General features: G+C 58.4%; 7 protein-coding genes and 3 pseudogenes. 1 reads left to right on the forward strand and 9 read right to left on the reverse strand.

What is annotated here, in order from left to right:
• Nucleotides 1–16: 16 nt before the first annotated feature.
• The 9 genes and pseudogenes from AD665_RS19835 to AD665_RS19865 form a co-directional block, all read right to left on the reverse strand.
• Nucleotides 17–902: pseudogene (locus tag AD665_RS19835) on the reverse strand (IS256 family transposase); the annotation flags it as partial.
• A gap of 97 nt (nucleotides 903–999) precedes the next feature.
• A pseudogene (istB, locus tag AD665_RS19840) lies at nucleotides 1,000–1,754 on the reverse strand (IS21-like element ISPsy14 family helper ATPase IstB).
• A 20-nt stretch (nucleotides 1,755–1,774) separates the two neighbouring features.
• Nucleotides 1,775–3,289 carry an IS21 family transposase gene (gene istA / locus AD665_RS19845; protein WP_024776536.1) on the reverse strand — a complete coding sequence of 505 codons (1,515 nt, stop codon included), beginning with the start codon at nucleotides 3,287–3,289 and terminating at the stop codon, nucleotides 1,775–1,777.
• 181 nt (nucleotides 3,290–3,470) lie between these two features.
• A pseudogene (locus AD665_RS19850) lies at nucleotides 3,471–3,848 on the reverse strand (transposase); the annotation flags it as partial.
• A gap of 56 nt (nucleotides 3,849–3,904) precedes the next feature.
• Nucleotides 3,905–4,195, reverse strand: coding sequence for a hypothetical protein (locus tag AD665_RS27525; RefSeq protein WP_053193287.1), 291 nt, complete (start codon nucleotides 4,193–4,195; stop codon nucleotides 3,905–3,907).
• Nucleotides 4,170–4,412 (reverse strand): cysteine peptidase family C39 domain-containing protein, encoded by a 243-nt coding sequence (locus AD665_RS28230; RefSeq protein ID WP_080996600.1) that lies wholly within the window; start codon nucleotides 4,410–4,412, stop codon nucleotides 4,170–4,172. The genes AD665_RS27525 and AD665_RS28230 overlap by 26 nt, the downstream gene beginning before the upstream one ends.
• Nucleotides 4,413–4,449: 37 nt before the next feature.
• Nucleotides 4,450–5,151, reverse strand: coding sequence for a transposase (locus tag AD665_RS19860; RefSeq protein ID WP_053193289.1), 702 nt, complete (start codon nucleotides 5,149–5,151; stop codon nucleotides 4,450–4,452).
• A gap of 204 nt (nucleotides 5,152–5,355) precedes the next feature.
• Complete coding sequence (locus AD665_RS27435) at nucleotides 5,356–5,598, reverse strand: hypothetical protein (protein ID WP_081357979.1); 243 nt, start codon at nucleotides 5,596–5,598, stop codon at nucleotides 5,356–5,358.
• Nucleotides 5,598–15,299, reverse strand: a complete 9,702-nt coding sequence (locus AD665_RS19865) for a two-partner secretion domain-containing protein (RefSeq protein ID WP_053193291.1) — start codon at nucleotides 15,297–15,299, stop codon at nucleotides 5,598–5,600. Before AD665_RS19865 ends, AD665_RS27435 begins: the two co-directional genes overlap by 1 nt.
• Nucleotides 15,300–15,763: 464 nt before the next feature.
• On the opposite strand from AD665_RS19865, the gene AD665_RS19870 reads away from it, so the two are divergent.
• A complete protein-coding gene (locus AD665_RS19870; protein ID WP_053193406.1) occupies nucleotides 15,764–17,374 on the forward strand; it encodes an inorganic phosphate transporter in 1,611 nt (536 codons plus the stop codon).
• The last annotated feature ends 84 nt before the right edge of the window (nucleotides 17,375–17,458 follow it).

A 17,458-nucleotide genomic window follows, 5' to 3' on the forward strand; every position in this document is an offset into this window, starting at 1 on the left:
CAGGCAGGCCTTGATTTCACCAGGTCGGCCTGATGAACCGATCTCCGTACAGAATCGCAAATTGATTCATCGCGCTTTTCCAATCATGCGCCGCCGAGCCCCAATTGGCTGTGATATTGCGCAGCCCAGCCAGATCAGTTTGGTCGCGGCGTCGTCGCTCGGAAAGTGGCCACGGGTCTTGATGATCTTGCGTAACTGAGCGTTGATGCTCTCGATGGCATTGGTGGTGTAAATAACCTTGCGGATCGCGGGTGGGAAAACAAAAAATGGAATCACTCGATCCCACGACCGTCGCCAGGCCGCCACAACCGTTGGATATTGCTTGCCCCAGGGCCCGCGCTCAAACTCATCCAGAGCCTGTTCCGCCGCTTGTGCATTGATGGCCTGATAGATCGGTTTGAGGGCCTTGGCCAGTTCTCGACGCTTGTCCCAGGCCGCATAATCAAGCTGTTGCGGATCAGATGCACGATGCAGGTCTGCAATGTTGTTTCCGGAAACACCGCGCTGAGGGCCTCTGGCATGCCTTTTAGGCCATCGGTTACGGCAATCAGCACGTCCTCGACGCCGCGTGTCTTGAGGTCGTTGAATACCTTCATCCAGAACTTTGCCCCTTCGGTGTTCTCGATCCAGATACCCAGGATGTCGCGTGTCCCGTCGGGTAAAACGCCCAGCGCCAAGTAAATCGCCTTGTTGCGAACCAGACCTTCTTCGCGAATTTTGACCCGCAGAGCATCAAAGAAAATGACCGGATACATCGGCTCTAGGGGACGCTGTTGCCACGCGCCAATCTCTTCCATCACCTCGTCGGTCACGGAGCTGATGAAGTCAGGCGAAACATCCGTCCCGTACTGCTCGGAAAGAAACGCCCGGATCTCTCTGACCGTCATCCCACGGGTGCGCATTCCACGCCATCCGGCCACCCAGCCCACCAACATCCGGCCACCTATTCCACGGTCATCCGGCCAGGCAGTCGGAGCGCAGCGACGCAGGTTTGCATTGTTAGTCTGAAGTCTGTGTTGCCGTCAATTTCGTTGCGCGCCTGCGCATCGATTCGCCTTTCAGTTCGATCCGATAAGCGTTGTGCACCAGTCGGTCGAGGATCGCGTCGCCCAAGGTCGGATCGCCGATCAGCGCATGCCATTTGTCCACCGGCATCTGGCTGGTGACCAGCGTCGAGCGGTTGCCGTAGCGGTCGTCCAGCAGCTCAAGCATGTCGCGCCGCTGCGCAGCGGTAAACGGTGCCAAGCCCCAGTCATCCAGGATCAGCAGGTCAGTCTTGGCATACCCTGCCATCAGTTTCGCGAAGCGGCCGTCGCCGTGGGCCAGACCCAGTTCTTCCATCAAGCGCGGCAGGCGCAGGTAGCGCACGCTGTATCCGTCGCGACAGGCCTTGTGGGCCAGCGCGCAGGCGAGCCAGGTTTTCCTACGCCAGTCGGGCCGCCGATGATCAGGTTCAGGCCGTCGCGCAGCCACTGGCCGCTGCCAAGTTGCAGGATCAACGCCTTGTCCAGGCCGCGCGGGCTGCGGTAGTCGATGTCTTCCAGGCAGGCGTTGTGGCGCAGTCGAGCGGCTTTGAGGCGAGTGGTCAGGCGAGCATCTTCACGCTCCGTCAGCTCGCGGTCGACCATCAAGCCAAGACGTTCATCGAAGCTCAGGTCGTGGATGTCGGGCGTTGAGTGTTGCTCGCTCAGCGCCTTGATCATCCCGTGCAGTCGTAGGGTTTGCAGCTTGTCCAGGGTTGGGTTGGGTAGCATTTCGAAGCTCCTTTTTCAGGTCAGTGGTAGTAGCCGGGGCCGCGCAGATTGATGTGCTCGTCGGGCAACAGCGGCAGGTTTTGCTGGGCCAGCGGCAGGCGCTCCAGACCTTGGCGCAGGATCGATTCGAGGCCTTTGTAGCTGCATGCGCCCAGTGCCAGCGCACGCTGGCAAGCGGCTTCCAGCCGCTCTTCGCCGTGCTGTTTACTCAGGCGCAGGATGCCCAGGCAGGCACGGAAGCCGTGCTGCGGGTGGATTCGGCGTTCGAGGATGTAGGCGATGACGCCAGCGGTGTTCGGGCCGGTCTGCTCCGCCCAGCGGATCAGCCGTTGTGGTGTCCATTCGGCATGTTCGCGGTGGCTCTTGGGCATGTGCTCGGTTTGGGTAGTGTGGCGGCCTTTGTGCTGCGAGCGCAGGTGGCTGGCCACACGTTGGTTGGCGTGGAAGCATTCCACCGTCTGCGCGGTCAGGCGTACTTCGAGTTGGTGCTTCACCAGTTGGTACGGCACCGAGTAGTAGTGGCCGTCGACTTCGACGTGGTAGTCGATGTGCACTCGCACCTTTTTCCATTCGGCGTAGACGTAAGGATGCTCCGGCAGCGGTTGCAGTGCGGGCTGGTCGATGGTTTCGAAGGCTGAGCGGCGTGAGCCGGGCAGCTTTTTGAAGGGCCTTTGGTTAAGACGTTCGAGCAGCACGCTGATTGCCGTGTTGAGTTCGCCGAGCGAGAAGAACTGGCGGTTGCGCAGGGCCGCGAGGATCCAGCGCTCGACCACTTGCACGCCGACTTCGACCTTGGCTTTGTCCCGAGGCTTACGAGATCTGGCAGGCAACACGGCCACGCCGTAATGCTCGGCCAGGTCGCGGTAACTGGGGTTGATATCGGGCTCGTAACGGTGCGCTTTGGTGACGCCGCTGCGCAGATTGTCCGGTACCAGGATCTGCGATGTGCCGCCGAAAAAAGCAAAACAGCGAGCATGCGAGCCCAGCCAGTCAGGCAGTTTCTGCGACCAAGTGGCTTCTGCAAAGGTGTAGCTCGACGCTCCAAGCACGGCAACGAAGATCTGCGTTTGGCGGATTTCGCCGGTTCGCCGGTCAATGACCGGCACGGTCTGGCCTGCGTAGTCGACGAACAGCTTTTCTCCGGCTCGATGCTCCTGGCGCATGACCACATCGACCTTGGCGGCCCAAAGGCGATAGTGCTCGCAGAACCAGCTGTACTGGAAGCCTTGCGGATGGCTGAGTCGATACTCTTGCCAGAGCAAGGCCAACGTCACACCGGGGCGGCGTAACTCGGTTTGAACATGAGCCCAGTCGGGCATCGGACGTTGATCGCTGGGAACGGCAGGCGGCGGCGGAAAAAGATGCCGTTGCAACTCGGCGTCAGTCAGCGCAGAAGGCCAAGTCAGGCCGCTGGCAGCAAAGCGATTGAGGTACTCACCGACGCTGGCTCGACCCACTTGCAAGCTGACAGCGATCTGGCGGGCAGATAGGCCGACCTCGAATTTGAGACGTAGCACTTCTCGAATCTTACGCATGGATAACCGCTCCACGACGACCTCTCTGCTTCGATAAAAGAGGTCGATGGTAGTGAATTAATCCTGCGTTGCTGCCTGCCTTAAGGGTGGCCGGATGAGCGTGGAACGGGTGGCCGGATCACCGTGGAATTAGTGGCCGGATGTTCATGGAATAGGTGGCCGGATGGCCGTGGAATCCGCACCCACGGGCATACATGGCGATGATCTTGTCGTCGAAACCGGTGTAACGGCGCTCATGCTTGGGAATAAGAATGGGCGAAAAACTGCCCTCTCGATCACGCGGGATATCCAGCCGGAGCGGGCCATCACCGGTCAGCACCGTCTTGCCGCTCTTGCCATTGCGCTGGTTGGTTTCATCCTCTGGACGCTGCGCGCCCGGAGGATAGCCCAGGTGATGGCCCAACTCAGCGCTCAGGGCACGCTCGATCAGCGCCTTCTTGAACGCCGCAGAGGCCTCTTCGATGGCCTCCGCGGTCATCAGCGGGGCGGCAGAAAACTGCTCAAGAAGCTCTTTCGGGACTTTCGGTAATTCTCGAAGCGATTTCTTTTTGGTTGGCATACATGCACCTCTTACTCATGTTATGCCCGAACACAAAATTTCTGACACCCTCCGTTCTACAAGGCAACTAGAGAAATGGGAAGCTCAACACTACCACCATCGACGTAGTTCCAAGATATCGCAGACAGCTTTTTAGACACTCCATGATCAAACGGCATAAGCGACATTAAAAAACCCTCCAACTCATCACTACATTCAATCCCCCTTATACCTCCACTCTCATGCAGCCTTCCTACTAGACTAAACTCAACACCATCAACTAGAAAAACATAGGTCATTTCACAGGTAACTTCCGAGTAAACCATGGACCAAACGAGAACGCTACTGCTTATAAACGGAGTGGCCATTCCAAGCCTCCTTAAACTGCTCAACTTCCATCTTATATTGAGTACCGTTAAATGGATCTTTAATATTCACTCGCCCTGCATCATCTACGCCATTAACGACAACCCAATGTCCCACCCTATTACCAGAGTCCCACATCATCGCGCTCCAAGATCCTGTTTTATTGAGAGCATTAAAACTAGACGAATCCACAGCATTACCAACCCATCCAGAGTCCACACTATTTAGCTTATTCGCTAAGAAAAAGGGGACAGATTTATTTTCCCGACGCTGTCCTTGGGCGGCCCTGCCCTCGCTGTTCTACCCGCACTCCAACGATCCGCTCTACCTCATCGACGAATCGACTTGTACCCGTCAGCTGACCCCGCTGCAAAGCATCGCGGATCAATTGAATCTGATCAGCCGGAATCGCTTGCCGTACAAACGCCTCGTACCGATGACGCCGCTCCATCGCGGTATCACCCAAAGCAGCGAAGCATGGATCAGCATCCAACCAGCAGCTATCAGGCTCATCACCCGTCCGGCTTCGATAGCTCGACCACGGATAGTCTGCGACATCAGCAACCATACGAGCACGTACAGGATTCAATTCAATGTAACGACAACAGGCAAGCAAGTAGGCATCCGACTGCACCACACTGGACTTGTAACGGCTTTCCCATAGGGTACCTGAACGCCCCTCCAATCGATTGCGATAGCGTGTCGCACGCGCCGCTAGGGCTTTCATTAACAGCCCTAGCCCAGTGATCGACTCCCCCGGAGCTAGCAATAGATGGACATGATTCGTCATCAGGCAATAGGCGTAGACCTTCACGCCGAATGCATCCTTTAGCTCCCGCAGATCCGCGAGATAGCGCTGATAATCCTCAGCCACCGCAAATACCACCTGGCGGTTATGGCCGCGCTGTACGACATGGTGCGGGTAATTCGGTAACACAATACGTCCCATTCTGGGCATATCTGAATCCTCCATCCGTGGAAGCTCTCAGAGTAGCAGAGGATTAAAAAAATAAATCTGTCCCCTTTTTTTATTTTCTCAGAATCTGTCCCCTTTTTTTGCAAAAGGCTGCAGGGCGAGTTGGCTTTTAGCCTTGACTTGAGACCGGTTAATGGGTGTCCCCTTTTCTCCAAATCTGCCCCTTATTTCCCTCTTATTTTTCAATCATTCGAATTCTTTATTCTGCAATTCAGCCTCAAGAAAAGTCTGAGCACGAGCAGATATCTCATTCCACTGCGAAATATTTAGCACAACCTTTTTCTTATTAGGGTAAAAAATAAACTCGATTGCACCCGCCGCCGATATCCCAACCTCCATAAATGATTCCTTTTCACCCTTAAAATAAACACACAAATAAGGAAAGCAACTATTTATATCACCTACTTTTTCAAACTCAAGCTGTTCCATTAATTTACTCCGCGAAAACCAATAAATTTCCCGTCCAGTCCCCAACTCGCCGCCTTGCCGTTAGGTAACGTATATGTCATCCATCCGTCTGGATACCTACCGCTCATGCCCGTGGTTTTGACACCGCCGCGCAGAATATCTCTGATTGAATTTTCTGCAAGCTCGTTCAATTGAGCGTCGCTCCTGTATACCTTTCGCAATGCTTCCGTATTTTCAAAACCAAAATACTCAGGATGCTTTGTTACCGCCCGACCTCCATTGGAAATAATTTGTCCAGCCTTGAATGGCTGCGTGGTGGAGTTTATCAGCTCAACTGAAAGCTTTGCTTCCGCATAAGCATAGGCTGCTGCGGCCCTATCTGCTGCACCTATCCCTCCCGACACCCCACCCAGTACACCACCTGCGGCACCGGACTCCTGCCAAAACGATTGTTTCCAAGGATCATAGGCCACACGCTCATCTGCGTGATTTATATCTTGGAAATGCTCAATGATTTCCCGCTCTTCAGAACTTAATTTCGCGGTCCCAAGCAACCAATCCAAAGAAGCGGAGCCAGACTCAGCGTCCGCCAGTTGATTTGCACATGTTACCTCACCACCTTTTTTACAATCATAGAGTGACGAGCCCGTTTTACTGTCACTAATAACCTGAAATTTATTTTTTACACTTACTCGACAAGCTGCTGGATCAGAGTTGTAGCGACAGCCTATCAATTCGCCTTCTAGTTTCTCGACTTCGACGTGACCTAAATAGTTATTTGCAGTAGCTAGAGCCGTTATCCAGCCAGCAACCTCTTGATCTTTATCGTTACCTCCTGCTGCTGCTGCGATAGTCATACCCAATAATTGTGAGGTCATCGCCAACACTTGGTCGTGTACAGGGCCGGGAAAAACTTTCTCTCCTATCAAGTTTACGAAAGCTTCGTTAGCACCTGCTGCAAGAGCGGCCGTGCGGAAGTCCCCACCCGCCGCTTCTCCAATCAATCCCCCAACAATTGCATGCACCGCTACTTTGGTAGGGAAACCGCTACCTACCAAGCTATCCCCCACTCGTGAGTAGATCGCACCAGCCAACATGTCGGCGGCCAACCCAACGGCGGCTTGACCTAGGTTGTCCTTAAACTTCCCACCATTGACAACTGTCTTCAGAGCCGCATTTGCCGCCAGACGCGCACCTATGTTTGCGCCTCCAAGCCCTCCACTGACACCTGCAACGGCATAATTTTTAAGGCTATCGCTAGACGTCACATCTTTAACAACCGCACCAAGATTACCCTTGTTGTTGATCGTGCTGATCGCTGCACCGCTAGCGGCTGACGTGATAACGGAAGTAAGCGCGATGTTGCCCCACCCTGCCGCTACCGTTGAACCTACTGCAGCTCCACTGGCCACCGCCGAGGCGGATGCAGTACCAGCCGCTGCCATGGCAGTACCTGAACCGGCCGTCGCTGTGGCTGCGCTTCCCACCGCCGCACTCGCGGCACCGGCCGTCAGAACGGTAACGATAATAATGATCGCCAGCATCGCGCCTTGCCCAAGGCTCGAACTGCTGTACTTGAAGGACTCATGAGTTTCTTTCACCAACCTCCAATCCACGTCACCACGCTGCTCAGCTTCCTTGAGCCAAGCCAACTTCGGATCCGCTTTGACCATGGCATCAATGGTCTGGCTAACTGTTTTCTGGTTGATATTCTTGATGTCGATGTTCAAGCCATCGACAGCTTTAATGACTAAGTTTCCTTGAGCCACCAGTTGGCTTTGGATCAAGGTTTCGTCAGTGTGGCCTTTACCTTTCATCGAGTTCCAGGTGAGGCTGGTGTTGCTTTTCGTGTGACTTTCCTGGCTCAGATCTTTCACACCCTCAAAAGCAATCGCCCCACCGCTCTGCAACATCAGGTCATTACCACTCTCCAACCTGGCGGCCTGGTAACGCTGGTCATCTCCACTCACCAGCGTCAGATCTCCACCCGTGGTGATCTGACTGCCCACGTTAGTGACCTTGGTGACCTCATCATGCTTGGTCTGCTTTTTCCCCCAACTGCCCTTCTTCTTTTTGTCGTACAGCGAGTAATCACTGTTCTGCGCAGCCAGCACACCAAGATGCTCACCCGCCACCAGATAAGCTTCATCACCCGCACTGACCTGACTCGAGACAAGGGCCATGTCCTTCCCAGCACTCATCGCCACATCACCACCGGCGCTGATCGTGCTACCGACCTGTTTGACGTGGTCTTCCTGAGCCGTAACCTTCTTCGACTTGTAATAGGAGTGGCTTTCGTTGGCCCCGGAGGAGACAGTCATGTTCCCCACCGCATCCAGCGCAACATTACGATCAGCGTTGATCTTGCTGGCGACAGCGTTGAAATCCTGCCCGGCGTTCACGATGACATCGCGCCCGGCGTCCACATCAGACCCAAGCTGGGTGATAGAGCTTCTGCGCCTGCCACCGGAATAGGAGCTCTGCTGTTGCGCCGAGACAATATTGGCGTCCCGACCAGCATCGATCCGGGTGTCACGACCGCTGACCATGACGCCGCCAATGTTGTTGAGGTCCTGGCCGATCCCCATGGTCAGGTCGTTGGCAGCCTCTATACGTGCGGCATTGTCTGCGTAGTCCTGTCGCTGGTTGTAACCTCTGTTGCTGACCGTTGCGGTGGTCATGGTGCGCTCGTTGGTCACATCCCCTGTGACCGCATTCATGCTGATGTCGCGGCCGGCGATGATTCCGCCGGATTTATTGACGATGTCATTGCCCGCCAGCATGTCGAGACGATTGCCTGCTTCGATCAGCCCGCGGTTGGCGATGTTCTGGCCAGCGGTCGCGGACAGGTTTTGAGTGGCCCGTAGCGTGCCGGCGTTCTCCAGGTCTTTGCCGGCAATCAAGGTAACGTTCTGACCGGCAATCAACGCGCCATCAGGTGCCAGGCGGTTGTTGGCCTGGGCGAGGTACAGCACCGGTACCAGGACTTTCTCCCCGTTCACTTCGTGCTCTTCGAGCCAGACGATGTCATGGGTCAGCGCAGCGACTTGCTGTGCGGTGAGGGTCACGCCCATTGACAGGTTGAGGGCGTCCTTGCTGGCGATCGCGTTGTTCATCAGGTACTTGAACATCGCGTCGTCGGAGGTCTGGCCGTCGATGAAGCGCTGGCCGGTACGGGCGGCGACCGCTTGCTGGATCAAACGCTGCTCGAACAGCCCGTCGCCCAGGCGCTTGGCGCTTTGGTCCGGGTCGTAGCCGAGGTTCTGCAGCAGGTAATCCGAACTCATGAATGACTTGAGCTCGGTGAGCGCCGGGTTGGTTTCGATGAGGTATTTGTGTGGGTTGGCCGCCACGGTGCGGGTGGGCAGACCTTGGACGCGGTTGAGCGTGAAATCGGTGGTACGGGCGGGCAAGGTACCCGCACCTGTGGCGTCAGAAGTACTGGTGTCGAAGGTGCTTGCCTGGCCGGTGGGCAGTGCATGCTGACTCTGGACCGGGGTGATGCTGGCGCTGCCGATGGTCCAGTTCTGGGCCGCGTTCGGAGCCTGGGATGACGTGTCGCCAGCTCCCTGCTCGCTCAACCGGAACAGGCCATTTTGGCCGGTCGGAAGAGTGAAACCCGGGAGTGTCAGGGGGTTTATTTGTTGCTGGGCCAGGTCCGGTGGGAGTTGGCTGTTGAGGGTGATGACGGTGGTTTTGCCTGATCCTGACGCGGTGGTGGTGGCGGTACGGGGTGAAGCCGAGATGCCGGCAGAGAATGGTCGCTCGACACCGTTGGAGATTTTGTTTGTTGCGGTGATGGAGACGTTGCCACCGGCTTGGATGATGGCGGGAACAAAATTGTCTGATGAGGTTGAAGAAAATACGTCCTGTTTGAATGGGCTGAGGTTTTTTATAAAGGCTGGCAGCTCAGCGCGAACCCCTGTCGAATACTTTGATGATTCAAATACAATTGCCGAGGAGGCATTCCAAGCTGATGCGAGCAAGTATACCAACGGACCTATAACTTGATAAGTTTCCTTGTCTGGATTTTTCGAACCAGCGAGCAGGACATCAGAATATACTTTAGACTCAACTCCCGCACCATTCCAAAAGCGCAAGTTTTTATCATAATCCGAGTCATTGTAAGTATTAAACCTTACGATTTCTCTCATTTCGCTCAGAGCAATATTATTATCGGCAAAATATTGATAACTAGTATAATCTCCCAATGCGACGCCTGAATTCTCAAAATCGCTCACTACCACTGCGATGTTACCACTGGCCGTAATAGACGAATTCGAATTCAAGAAAGAGCTACCTTTTATGGCTAGGTTCTCTCCCGCACTCAATGAGGCCGCTTTAGCTGTAGCATCTCCAGAAATGAATGTCCGATACTGCTGTTGGTAGACCAAATACAAAGATGGCTGCCGTACGCTCCAGCTACTTGGAATGGAATCGCAGCTATAACAACGAACTCCCAGGGCAGACGAGGAGATCTCCACCTCAGCTTTAAAATCCCCTCTCTTATTAATAATCGAATCCGCATTAATAGAAAAATCCCGACCACTCTCCATCGTGCCTGAATCATTTTCCATCAACGCCGAGCGCCCACCTTGGTCATTCAGCGCGATATCAATATCACCCAGTGCATAAACATCGGACTTGCGGTTGGTCAAACTCCCCACCCGCAATTTCATATCCGCACCGCTGAACAAAAAACCACCTTGATCGTTCAGCAATGTAGAAGCCGTCAGTTTCAATCCATCCGCGCCGGCGATGGTTCCGTAGTTATTGACGGTGCCAGCATCGATGTTCAACGCGCCGGCCGATGTAAGCCGCCCGTTATTGTTCAGGCTACCCAGGCCACCGCGCCCACCAATCGTCGTGGCTCCACCACCGGTAATACTTGCCGCATTGCTCAAGTCGATCGCAGCGGCATCCACCGTCATGTCACCCAGGCTGGTGATCCGGCCATTGCCGCTGTATCTACCCGTGAGTTGCAAGTCCTGGCCACCATCGCTGGCGATCACACCGTCATTGGTCCAATTGCCGCCCGTGCCGATCAGGCTGCTGGAAGCCAGCAATTGCCCACTCGCGGTCTGGGTAAAGTCATTGACGTTGATATTCAACGTACCGGCTTGCAGTACGCTGCTGTTGGTCCAGCTGTCTGCGTTGAGCGTCATCGCACCACGGGTGACAAAGCTGCCGCCCGCATTGATGACGTTGTTGGTAGCAATGCCGAAATTGCCGCTGCCGATATGCAGGACGCTGCCGCCCGTATTGAGCAGACTGCCAACACCCAGGCTCAGATCAGCGTTGGCGGTTTCCAAGATGCCGTTGCGGTTGTCGAACAGCCCGCCGATCTGGAAGTTGGTCTTGCCCCCGACCCCCAACGCCCGCAACTGCCCCGTCTGGTTATCCAGGCTCGCCGCCTTGATCGCCAGGGTGCTGTCACTCTCGATAATGCCCAACCGGTTGTTCAACGCCCCGGTCAGATCCAGATCGATCTGGCTACCGGCAATCTGCCCGTCGTTGTCGCCGCTGTTGTCGAAATCGTTGGCGATAACGCTGACCTTGCCCTTGGCATACAGGCCGCCATTGCGGTTGTCGAAGTTGCGGGTGGTGACGCTGGCATCGCCGGTCTGCGCCGAGAGGCGTCCGCCGTAGTTGTCGAGGCCGCCCAGGGCGATCAGGTTCAGGCGCTGGGCTTGGGTGATGCCGCCCTGGCGGTTATTGTTCAGGTCGTAGCCGTTTTTCAGCACGCCGCTCAGTTGGGTGGTGAGTAGCCCTTGCAGGCTAGCGAGCACGCCGCCGCGGTTGTCCAGGTTGCGGGCAACGACCATCAGGTCGCCGGTCTTGGCCTGGAGGTGACCGCTCTGGTTGTCGAGGTCGTTGGTGACGGTCAGGGTCATGGCGCCCTGGCTCTGCACGGTGCCCTTGCCATTGGTGAGGCTGGCGGCGTCGATCTGCACGGCGCCGTTCTGGCTGTAGATCAGGCCATCGGCGTCGTTCTGCACGGTGCCGGTGCTGGTCAGGATGAGTTGGTCATTGGCGGCGACGGTGCCGCGGTTGCGGTTGTCCAGGCCGGCGGTGAGCAGGGTCAGCAGGCCCTGGCTGGCGATCTGGCCGCCCTGGTTGGTGATCTGCGTGGCGCGGTCGAGCCGCAGCGGGCCGACGCTGGCGAGTTTGCCGTTGGTGTTGGTCAGGGCGCCGAGCAGGTCGAGGGTCACGGCGGCGTTGCCGATCATCTGGCCGCCGGTGTTGTCCAGGGCGGTGCCGGTGAAGCTCAGGGCATTCTGGGCGTTGACGGTGCCGCCGGCGTTGCCGAGGGTCATGGCGTTGATGACCAGGGCATTGCCGCTGTCGATCAAGCCGCCCTGGGCGTTGCTCAGCAGACCGCCGTTGACGGTCAGGGTCTGGTCGCCACCGCTGGAGAGGATGCCACCGCCGTTGTCCAGGCTGGCGGCGCTGACGGTCAGTTGTTTTTTGCCGACCAGTGCGCCGGCATTGCCGTTGAGCAGCGCCCCGCTGAGGGTGGCGCTGAGGTCTTCGTCGCGGCTCGACAGGGTGCCGCTGTTGCGGTTGTCCAGGCTTGCAGCGGTCAGGCCCAGGCCCTTGAAGCCGGACAGCAAACCACCTTGGTTGATGACGTCGCGGGCGCCCAGGGTCAGTACGCCGTTGCTGATGAGTTGGCCGGCGCTGTTGTCCAGGTCGCGGGTGTTCAGGTCCAGGCTCTGGCTGCTGGAGATTTCGCCGTTCTGGTTGTTCAGGTCCCGCAGGTGCTTGAGGCTGAGAACACCGGCGGTGGTGATGAGGCCCGCGCTGTTGTTGAGGTCGCCGGTGGTGGCGCCGAAGTCGACGGCGATGGCACTGCCGAGCAACGAGCCTTGCTGGTTGTTCAGGCCGCTGGTGGTGACGGTCAAGGCATCGGCGGCGCTGATCAGCCCGTTGCCCTGGTTGTCCAGCTGGCCGCTGAGGGCCAGGTCGAGGTTGGCGCGGCTGGTCAGGGTGCCGCCGTTGTTGTTCAGGCTTGCGGCTTCGACGTCCAGTGCCGCGGCGGCGATCAGGCCCTTGAGGTTGGTCAGGGCGTTATCGACGCGCAGGGTCAGGGCCTGGTTGCTCAGCAGTTTGCCGTTGTCGTTGTTCAGGCTTTGCGCAGCCAGGGTGAACGCCTGGGCGCTGGAGATTTCGCCGCCGTCGTTGTTGACGCTCTTAAGGTGCTTGAGCATCAGCAGCGGTGCGTTGATCAGGCCGCCCTGGTTGTTGAGCTGGCCCTGGTTGAGGTCCAGGGTCAGGGCGGTGTTGCTGAAGAGTTGGCCGCCCTGCTGGTCAAGACCGGTGACGCTGGCGGTGAGTGCGCCGTTGCTGGCGATGCGGCCACCGTCCTGGTTGGTCAGTTTCTGCGTGCTCAGGTCGAGGCTGGTAGCGCTGCTCAGGCGGCCGGACTGGCTGTTGTCGAACGCACCGGTCTCGACCAGCACCGCTTGCTTGCCGCTGATGGTGCCGTTGTTGCGGTTGTCGAGGCTGGCGCTTTTGACGGTGAGGCCGGCGTCGGTGACGAGCTCGCCGCCCTGGTTGAGCAAGGCATTGTCGAGCTTGAGTCCCAGGGCGCCGGCACTGGAGACGCTGCCCAGGGTGTTGGTGAGGCTGCCGGCATTCGCGATCAGGGTACCTTCGCTGCTGATCAGGCCAGCGACGTTGCTCAGGGCGTTGTCGAGGCGAATATCCAGGCCTTGGCGGGCGACGAGGCTGCCGCCGCTGTTGTCCAGGCTTTGTCCGGTGACGGTGCTGGTGCCGGTGCTGAACAGAAGGCCCTTGGTCTGGTTGATGATTTCCGCGACTTTCAGACCCAGGTCAGTGCCGGCCAGGACCTTGCCGTTGTCGCTGTTGTTCAGGCGCAGACCGTCGATGTCGATCCCCAGCGAACTGGAAATCTCCCCGCCACGGTTGTCCACGGCGTCGACGTTGAGGGTCAGCGCGCCTGTCGCGCCGACCAGGCCGCCGTTGCGGTTATCCAGGCCCTGGCCGTTGACGGTCAACGGGCCCTGGGCAACCAGCTCGCCGCCCTGGTTGGTCAGTTCGGCGACGTTTGCGCTGAGGTCGCTCTTGCTGGAGATGCGCCCGCCAGTGTTATCGACTTCGCTGGTTTCCAGGTGCACCGGGCCCACCGCAGTGAGCAGGCCAGCCGCGTTATTCAGTTGCGCGCCATCCACCCGCAGCCCGGCCTGACTGCTCAGCAGGCCTTGTTGGCTATTGTCCAGGGCCTCGACAGTCAGTTGCATGTCTTGGGCGGACTGGATCTGGCCGGCGTGGTTGTTCAACTGCCCGACATTGACCGTGAGGTGACCATCGCTGCTGACGACGCCCTGGGTGTTGAGCAGGGTGTCGGCGGTGACGGTCAGCGTTTTGCTGCTCAGTACCCGGCCCGTGTTCTGGTTGTCCAGGGTTCCGGCTTTGACCGTGCTGGCCTGTCCGGCGCTCAAGGTCCCGCCCTGGTTGTTCAGGGTCTGCGTGACGTGGGTCGTCAGGTTGCGGCTGGCGATCACGCTCTTGCCGCTGTTGTTGAGATTCTGCGCGGTGAGGCTGACATCGCCTGTGACGTTACGGGTGATGTCGGCATTGACCCCGGCTTCGATGACGCCGTTGTTGGTCAACTGCCCGCCGCTGCTCAAGCTGATCTGGTCGCGGGCGGCAATGCTCTGCTGCACGTCCAGCGCGCCGCTGGTTTGCACGTTGACGCTGGCAGCGTAGACCGCGCCTTGCACGTCGGCGCTGGCGGCCTTGACGTTGACCGCGCCGGTGGCCGAGGTGTCGGCCAGGCTCAGATGACCGTTGGCGTCGAGCTGGATGTCTCCACCGCTGGCGATCATCTTGCCGTCCAGCTTCACGCCGACACCGGCCTCGGTGCCCACCAACTTGATCGCCCCGGCATACATGCCTCCCAGGGCCGAGGAGTCGATGGCGAGTTGCGGTTTGGTGCTGCCGTCGTCAGCGCGGGCGGTGGCATCGAGGCTGGTGGCATCGACATCGTTGCGGCCGGCGACGATGGTCAGGTTCCTGGCCTGGATCTCGGCGTTGATCTTGGCGCTGCGGGTGATGATTTCGAAGCGGTCGACGTTGGTCGCGTTGAGGCCCGCACCTTCGACGGTGACGCTGCCCTGGTCGACCTGGTAGCGCGTCAACTGGCCGTTTTCCACCACCGGTTTGCCGGTGGTCAAAGTTGCCTGGGGGGTGTTGATGAAACCGCAGCCGTTGCAGGTAATCCCGTAGGGGTTGGCGACGATGACGTGGGCCGACTGCCCCGCCACTTCGGTGTAGCCGCGCAACTGGCTCGGGCTGCCGCCGTTGACTTCGTTGAGGATGGTGGTGGCGGCCGCGCCGTTGAGGTTCGGGTTGCCGAGGACGATCCCGCCCAGTTGAGTGGACTGGGTCCGCGACGTGGCGTTGTTGAGGATCACGCCGTTGCTGCCGACGTTGTAGTCCTTGAACTGGTTATGGGACAGGCCGCTGCCGTTGGGCTTGGCGATGTTGACGATGGGCACGCCGTTGCCCGCCTGGCCGAGGCTGGTGCCCGACCCACTGACGACAATGCCGCCCGCCTGGGCCCACATCGGCTGCCAGAACATGACGTTGGCCAGCAGGAATGCCAGGCCGCGCTTGGGCATGCCGCAGAACCGTTCGCGGTTTTGCAGGGCAGCAGAAGGTTGGCGGGCCAGCAAGGCGTATTGGCGGTCGTCCATGATCAGGTCTCGTTGCGGGGGGCGCAGAAGTGCCATCAAAATAGTGGCGCGATGGTAAAGAGCCATCATTTTGACGTCAACTTTTGAATTACCAGAAGGGAGAGGTTTCGTCGGAAAACCAAAGGTTGAGAGGAAGACCGCCTTCGCGAGCAAGCCCACTCCCACGGGGGAACTCAGGCGAACACATCGAGACCTGTGGGAGCGAGCCTGCTCGCGATGAGGGAGGTCCATCCAGCATCGATGCAAGCTGACCCACCGCTATCGCGAGCAGGCTCGCTCCCACAGGAGGTTGCGATGCACGCGAGCTTTGTGAATACCTGAATCAGCCGACTCGCTAACGCTGGTCTCTATCCCGTAACAAATTGTGGATAGCATTTTCATTGGTACTCGCACACCACAAGCCGCTTGGTTGCAGCGGCAAAGAGCGCCGGAACTGGCGTTTCCTCCATGAACCGGATGTCATCATGACCACCCCGACCTTCGTCTCAGATTCCATAAGCCCCATCTCAAGACCGCAGCTCAACCGCAAGCCGAGCATGCTGACCCTGATCGTATTTTTCGCAGTGTTGGCCAGCGGGCTGCTGTTCACGGCCTACAGCCTGGTGCGTGACATGGGCGAATTCGGCACCGTGGTGACCACCTGGACGCCGTTCCTGCTGCTGGGCGTGGCGCTGCTGATTGCCCTGGGCTTCGAGTTCGTCAACGGTTTCCACGACACCGCCAACGCTGTGGCGACGGTGATCTATACGAACTCCATGGCGCCGAATTTCGCGGTGGCCTGGTCGGGGTTCTTCAATTTTCTCGGAGTGCTGTTGTCCAGCGGCGCGGTGGCCTTCGGCATCATCGCCCTGTTGCCGGTAGAGTTGATTCTGCAAGTCGGTTCATCGGCTGGTTTCGCGATGATCTTCGCCCTGCTGATCGCCGCGATCCTGTGGAACCTCGGCACCTGGTGGCTGGGCCTGCCGGCGTCCTCCTCGCACACCTTGATCGGCTCGATCATCGGCGTCGGCGTGGCCAATGCCCTGATGCACGGCCGTGACGGCACCAGCGGGGTGGACTGGACCCAGGCGGCCAAGGTCGGTTACGCCCTGTTGCTCTCGCCCCTGGTGGGTTTCGGCTGTGCCGCGTTGCTGTTGCTGGCGTTGCGAGCTTTCGTCAAGAACCGCGCTCTGTACAAGGCACCGCAAGGCCATGAGCCGCCACCGTGGTGGATTCGCGGCATGCTGATCGCCACCTGCACCGGCGTGTCGTTTGCCCATGGCTCCAACGACGGCCAGAAAGGCATGGGGCTGATCATGTTGATTCTGGTGGGCACTCTGCCGATGGCGTATGCGTTGAACCGCACCATGCCAGCCGATCAAGCCTTGCAGTTCGCTGCCGTGGCCGAAGTCACCCAGCAGGCCCTGGTAAAAAGCGCACCGCAACCGGCACCGGCAGATCCCCGGGCGGTCCTCTCCGATTTCGTGCGCAGCAAGGAAGCCTCGCCGCAATTGGTGCCGGCCCTCGCCGCCCTCACCGGCGCCATCGGGGCGCAGGTCAAGGGTTACGGCTCGTTGGCCAGGGTGCCCGCCGAAGCCGTGGGTAACGTGCGTAACGACATGTACCTGACCAGCGAAACCATCCGCCTGATGGACAAGAACAAAGTCGCCAAATTCGATGCGGACACCAGCGGCAAGCTGCAATTGTTCAAGCAGCAGATCGACAATTCCACACGGTTCATTCCGCTGTGGGTGAAGATCGCCGTGGCCATCGCCTTGGGCTTGGGCACCATGGTGGGCTGGAAACGGATCGTGGTGACGGTGGGCGAAAAGATTGGCAAGAGCCACCTGACCTACGCCCAGGGCGCCTCGGCGGAAACCGTCGCGATGCTGACCATCGGCGCTGCCGACATGTTCGGCTTGCCGGTGTCCACCACCCATGTGTTGTCTTCGGGGGTGGCCGGGACCATGGTCGCCAATGGTTCGGGCTTGCAGATGCGCACGATCCGTAACCTGCTGATGGCTTGGGTATTGACGTTGCCGGCGGCGATTCTGCTGTCGGGTAGCCTCTACTGGCTGTTGACCAAATTGTTCTGACGCACCCGACCCAACCTGTGGGAGCCGAGCTTGCTCGCGATAGCGGTGTGTCAGTTGACAACCTTCAACTGATCCGCCGCTATC

Origin of the sequence: Pseudomonas corrugata, from assembly GCF_001269905.1 — a bacterium.
Taxonomy (GTDB): Bacteria; Pseudomonadota; Gammaproteobacteria; order Pseudomonadales; family Pseudomonadaceae; genus Aquipseudomonas; species Aquipseudomonas corrugata.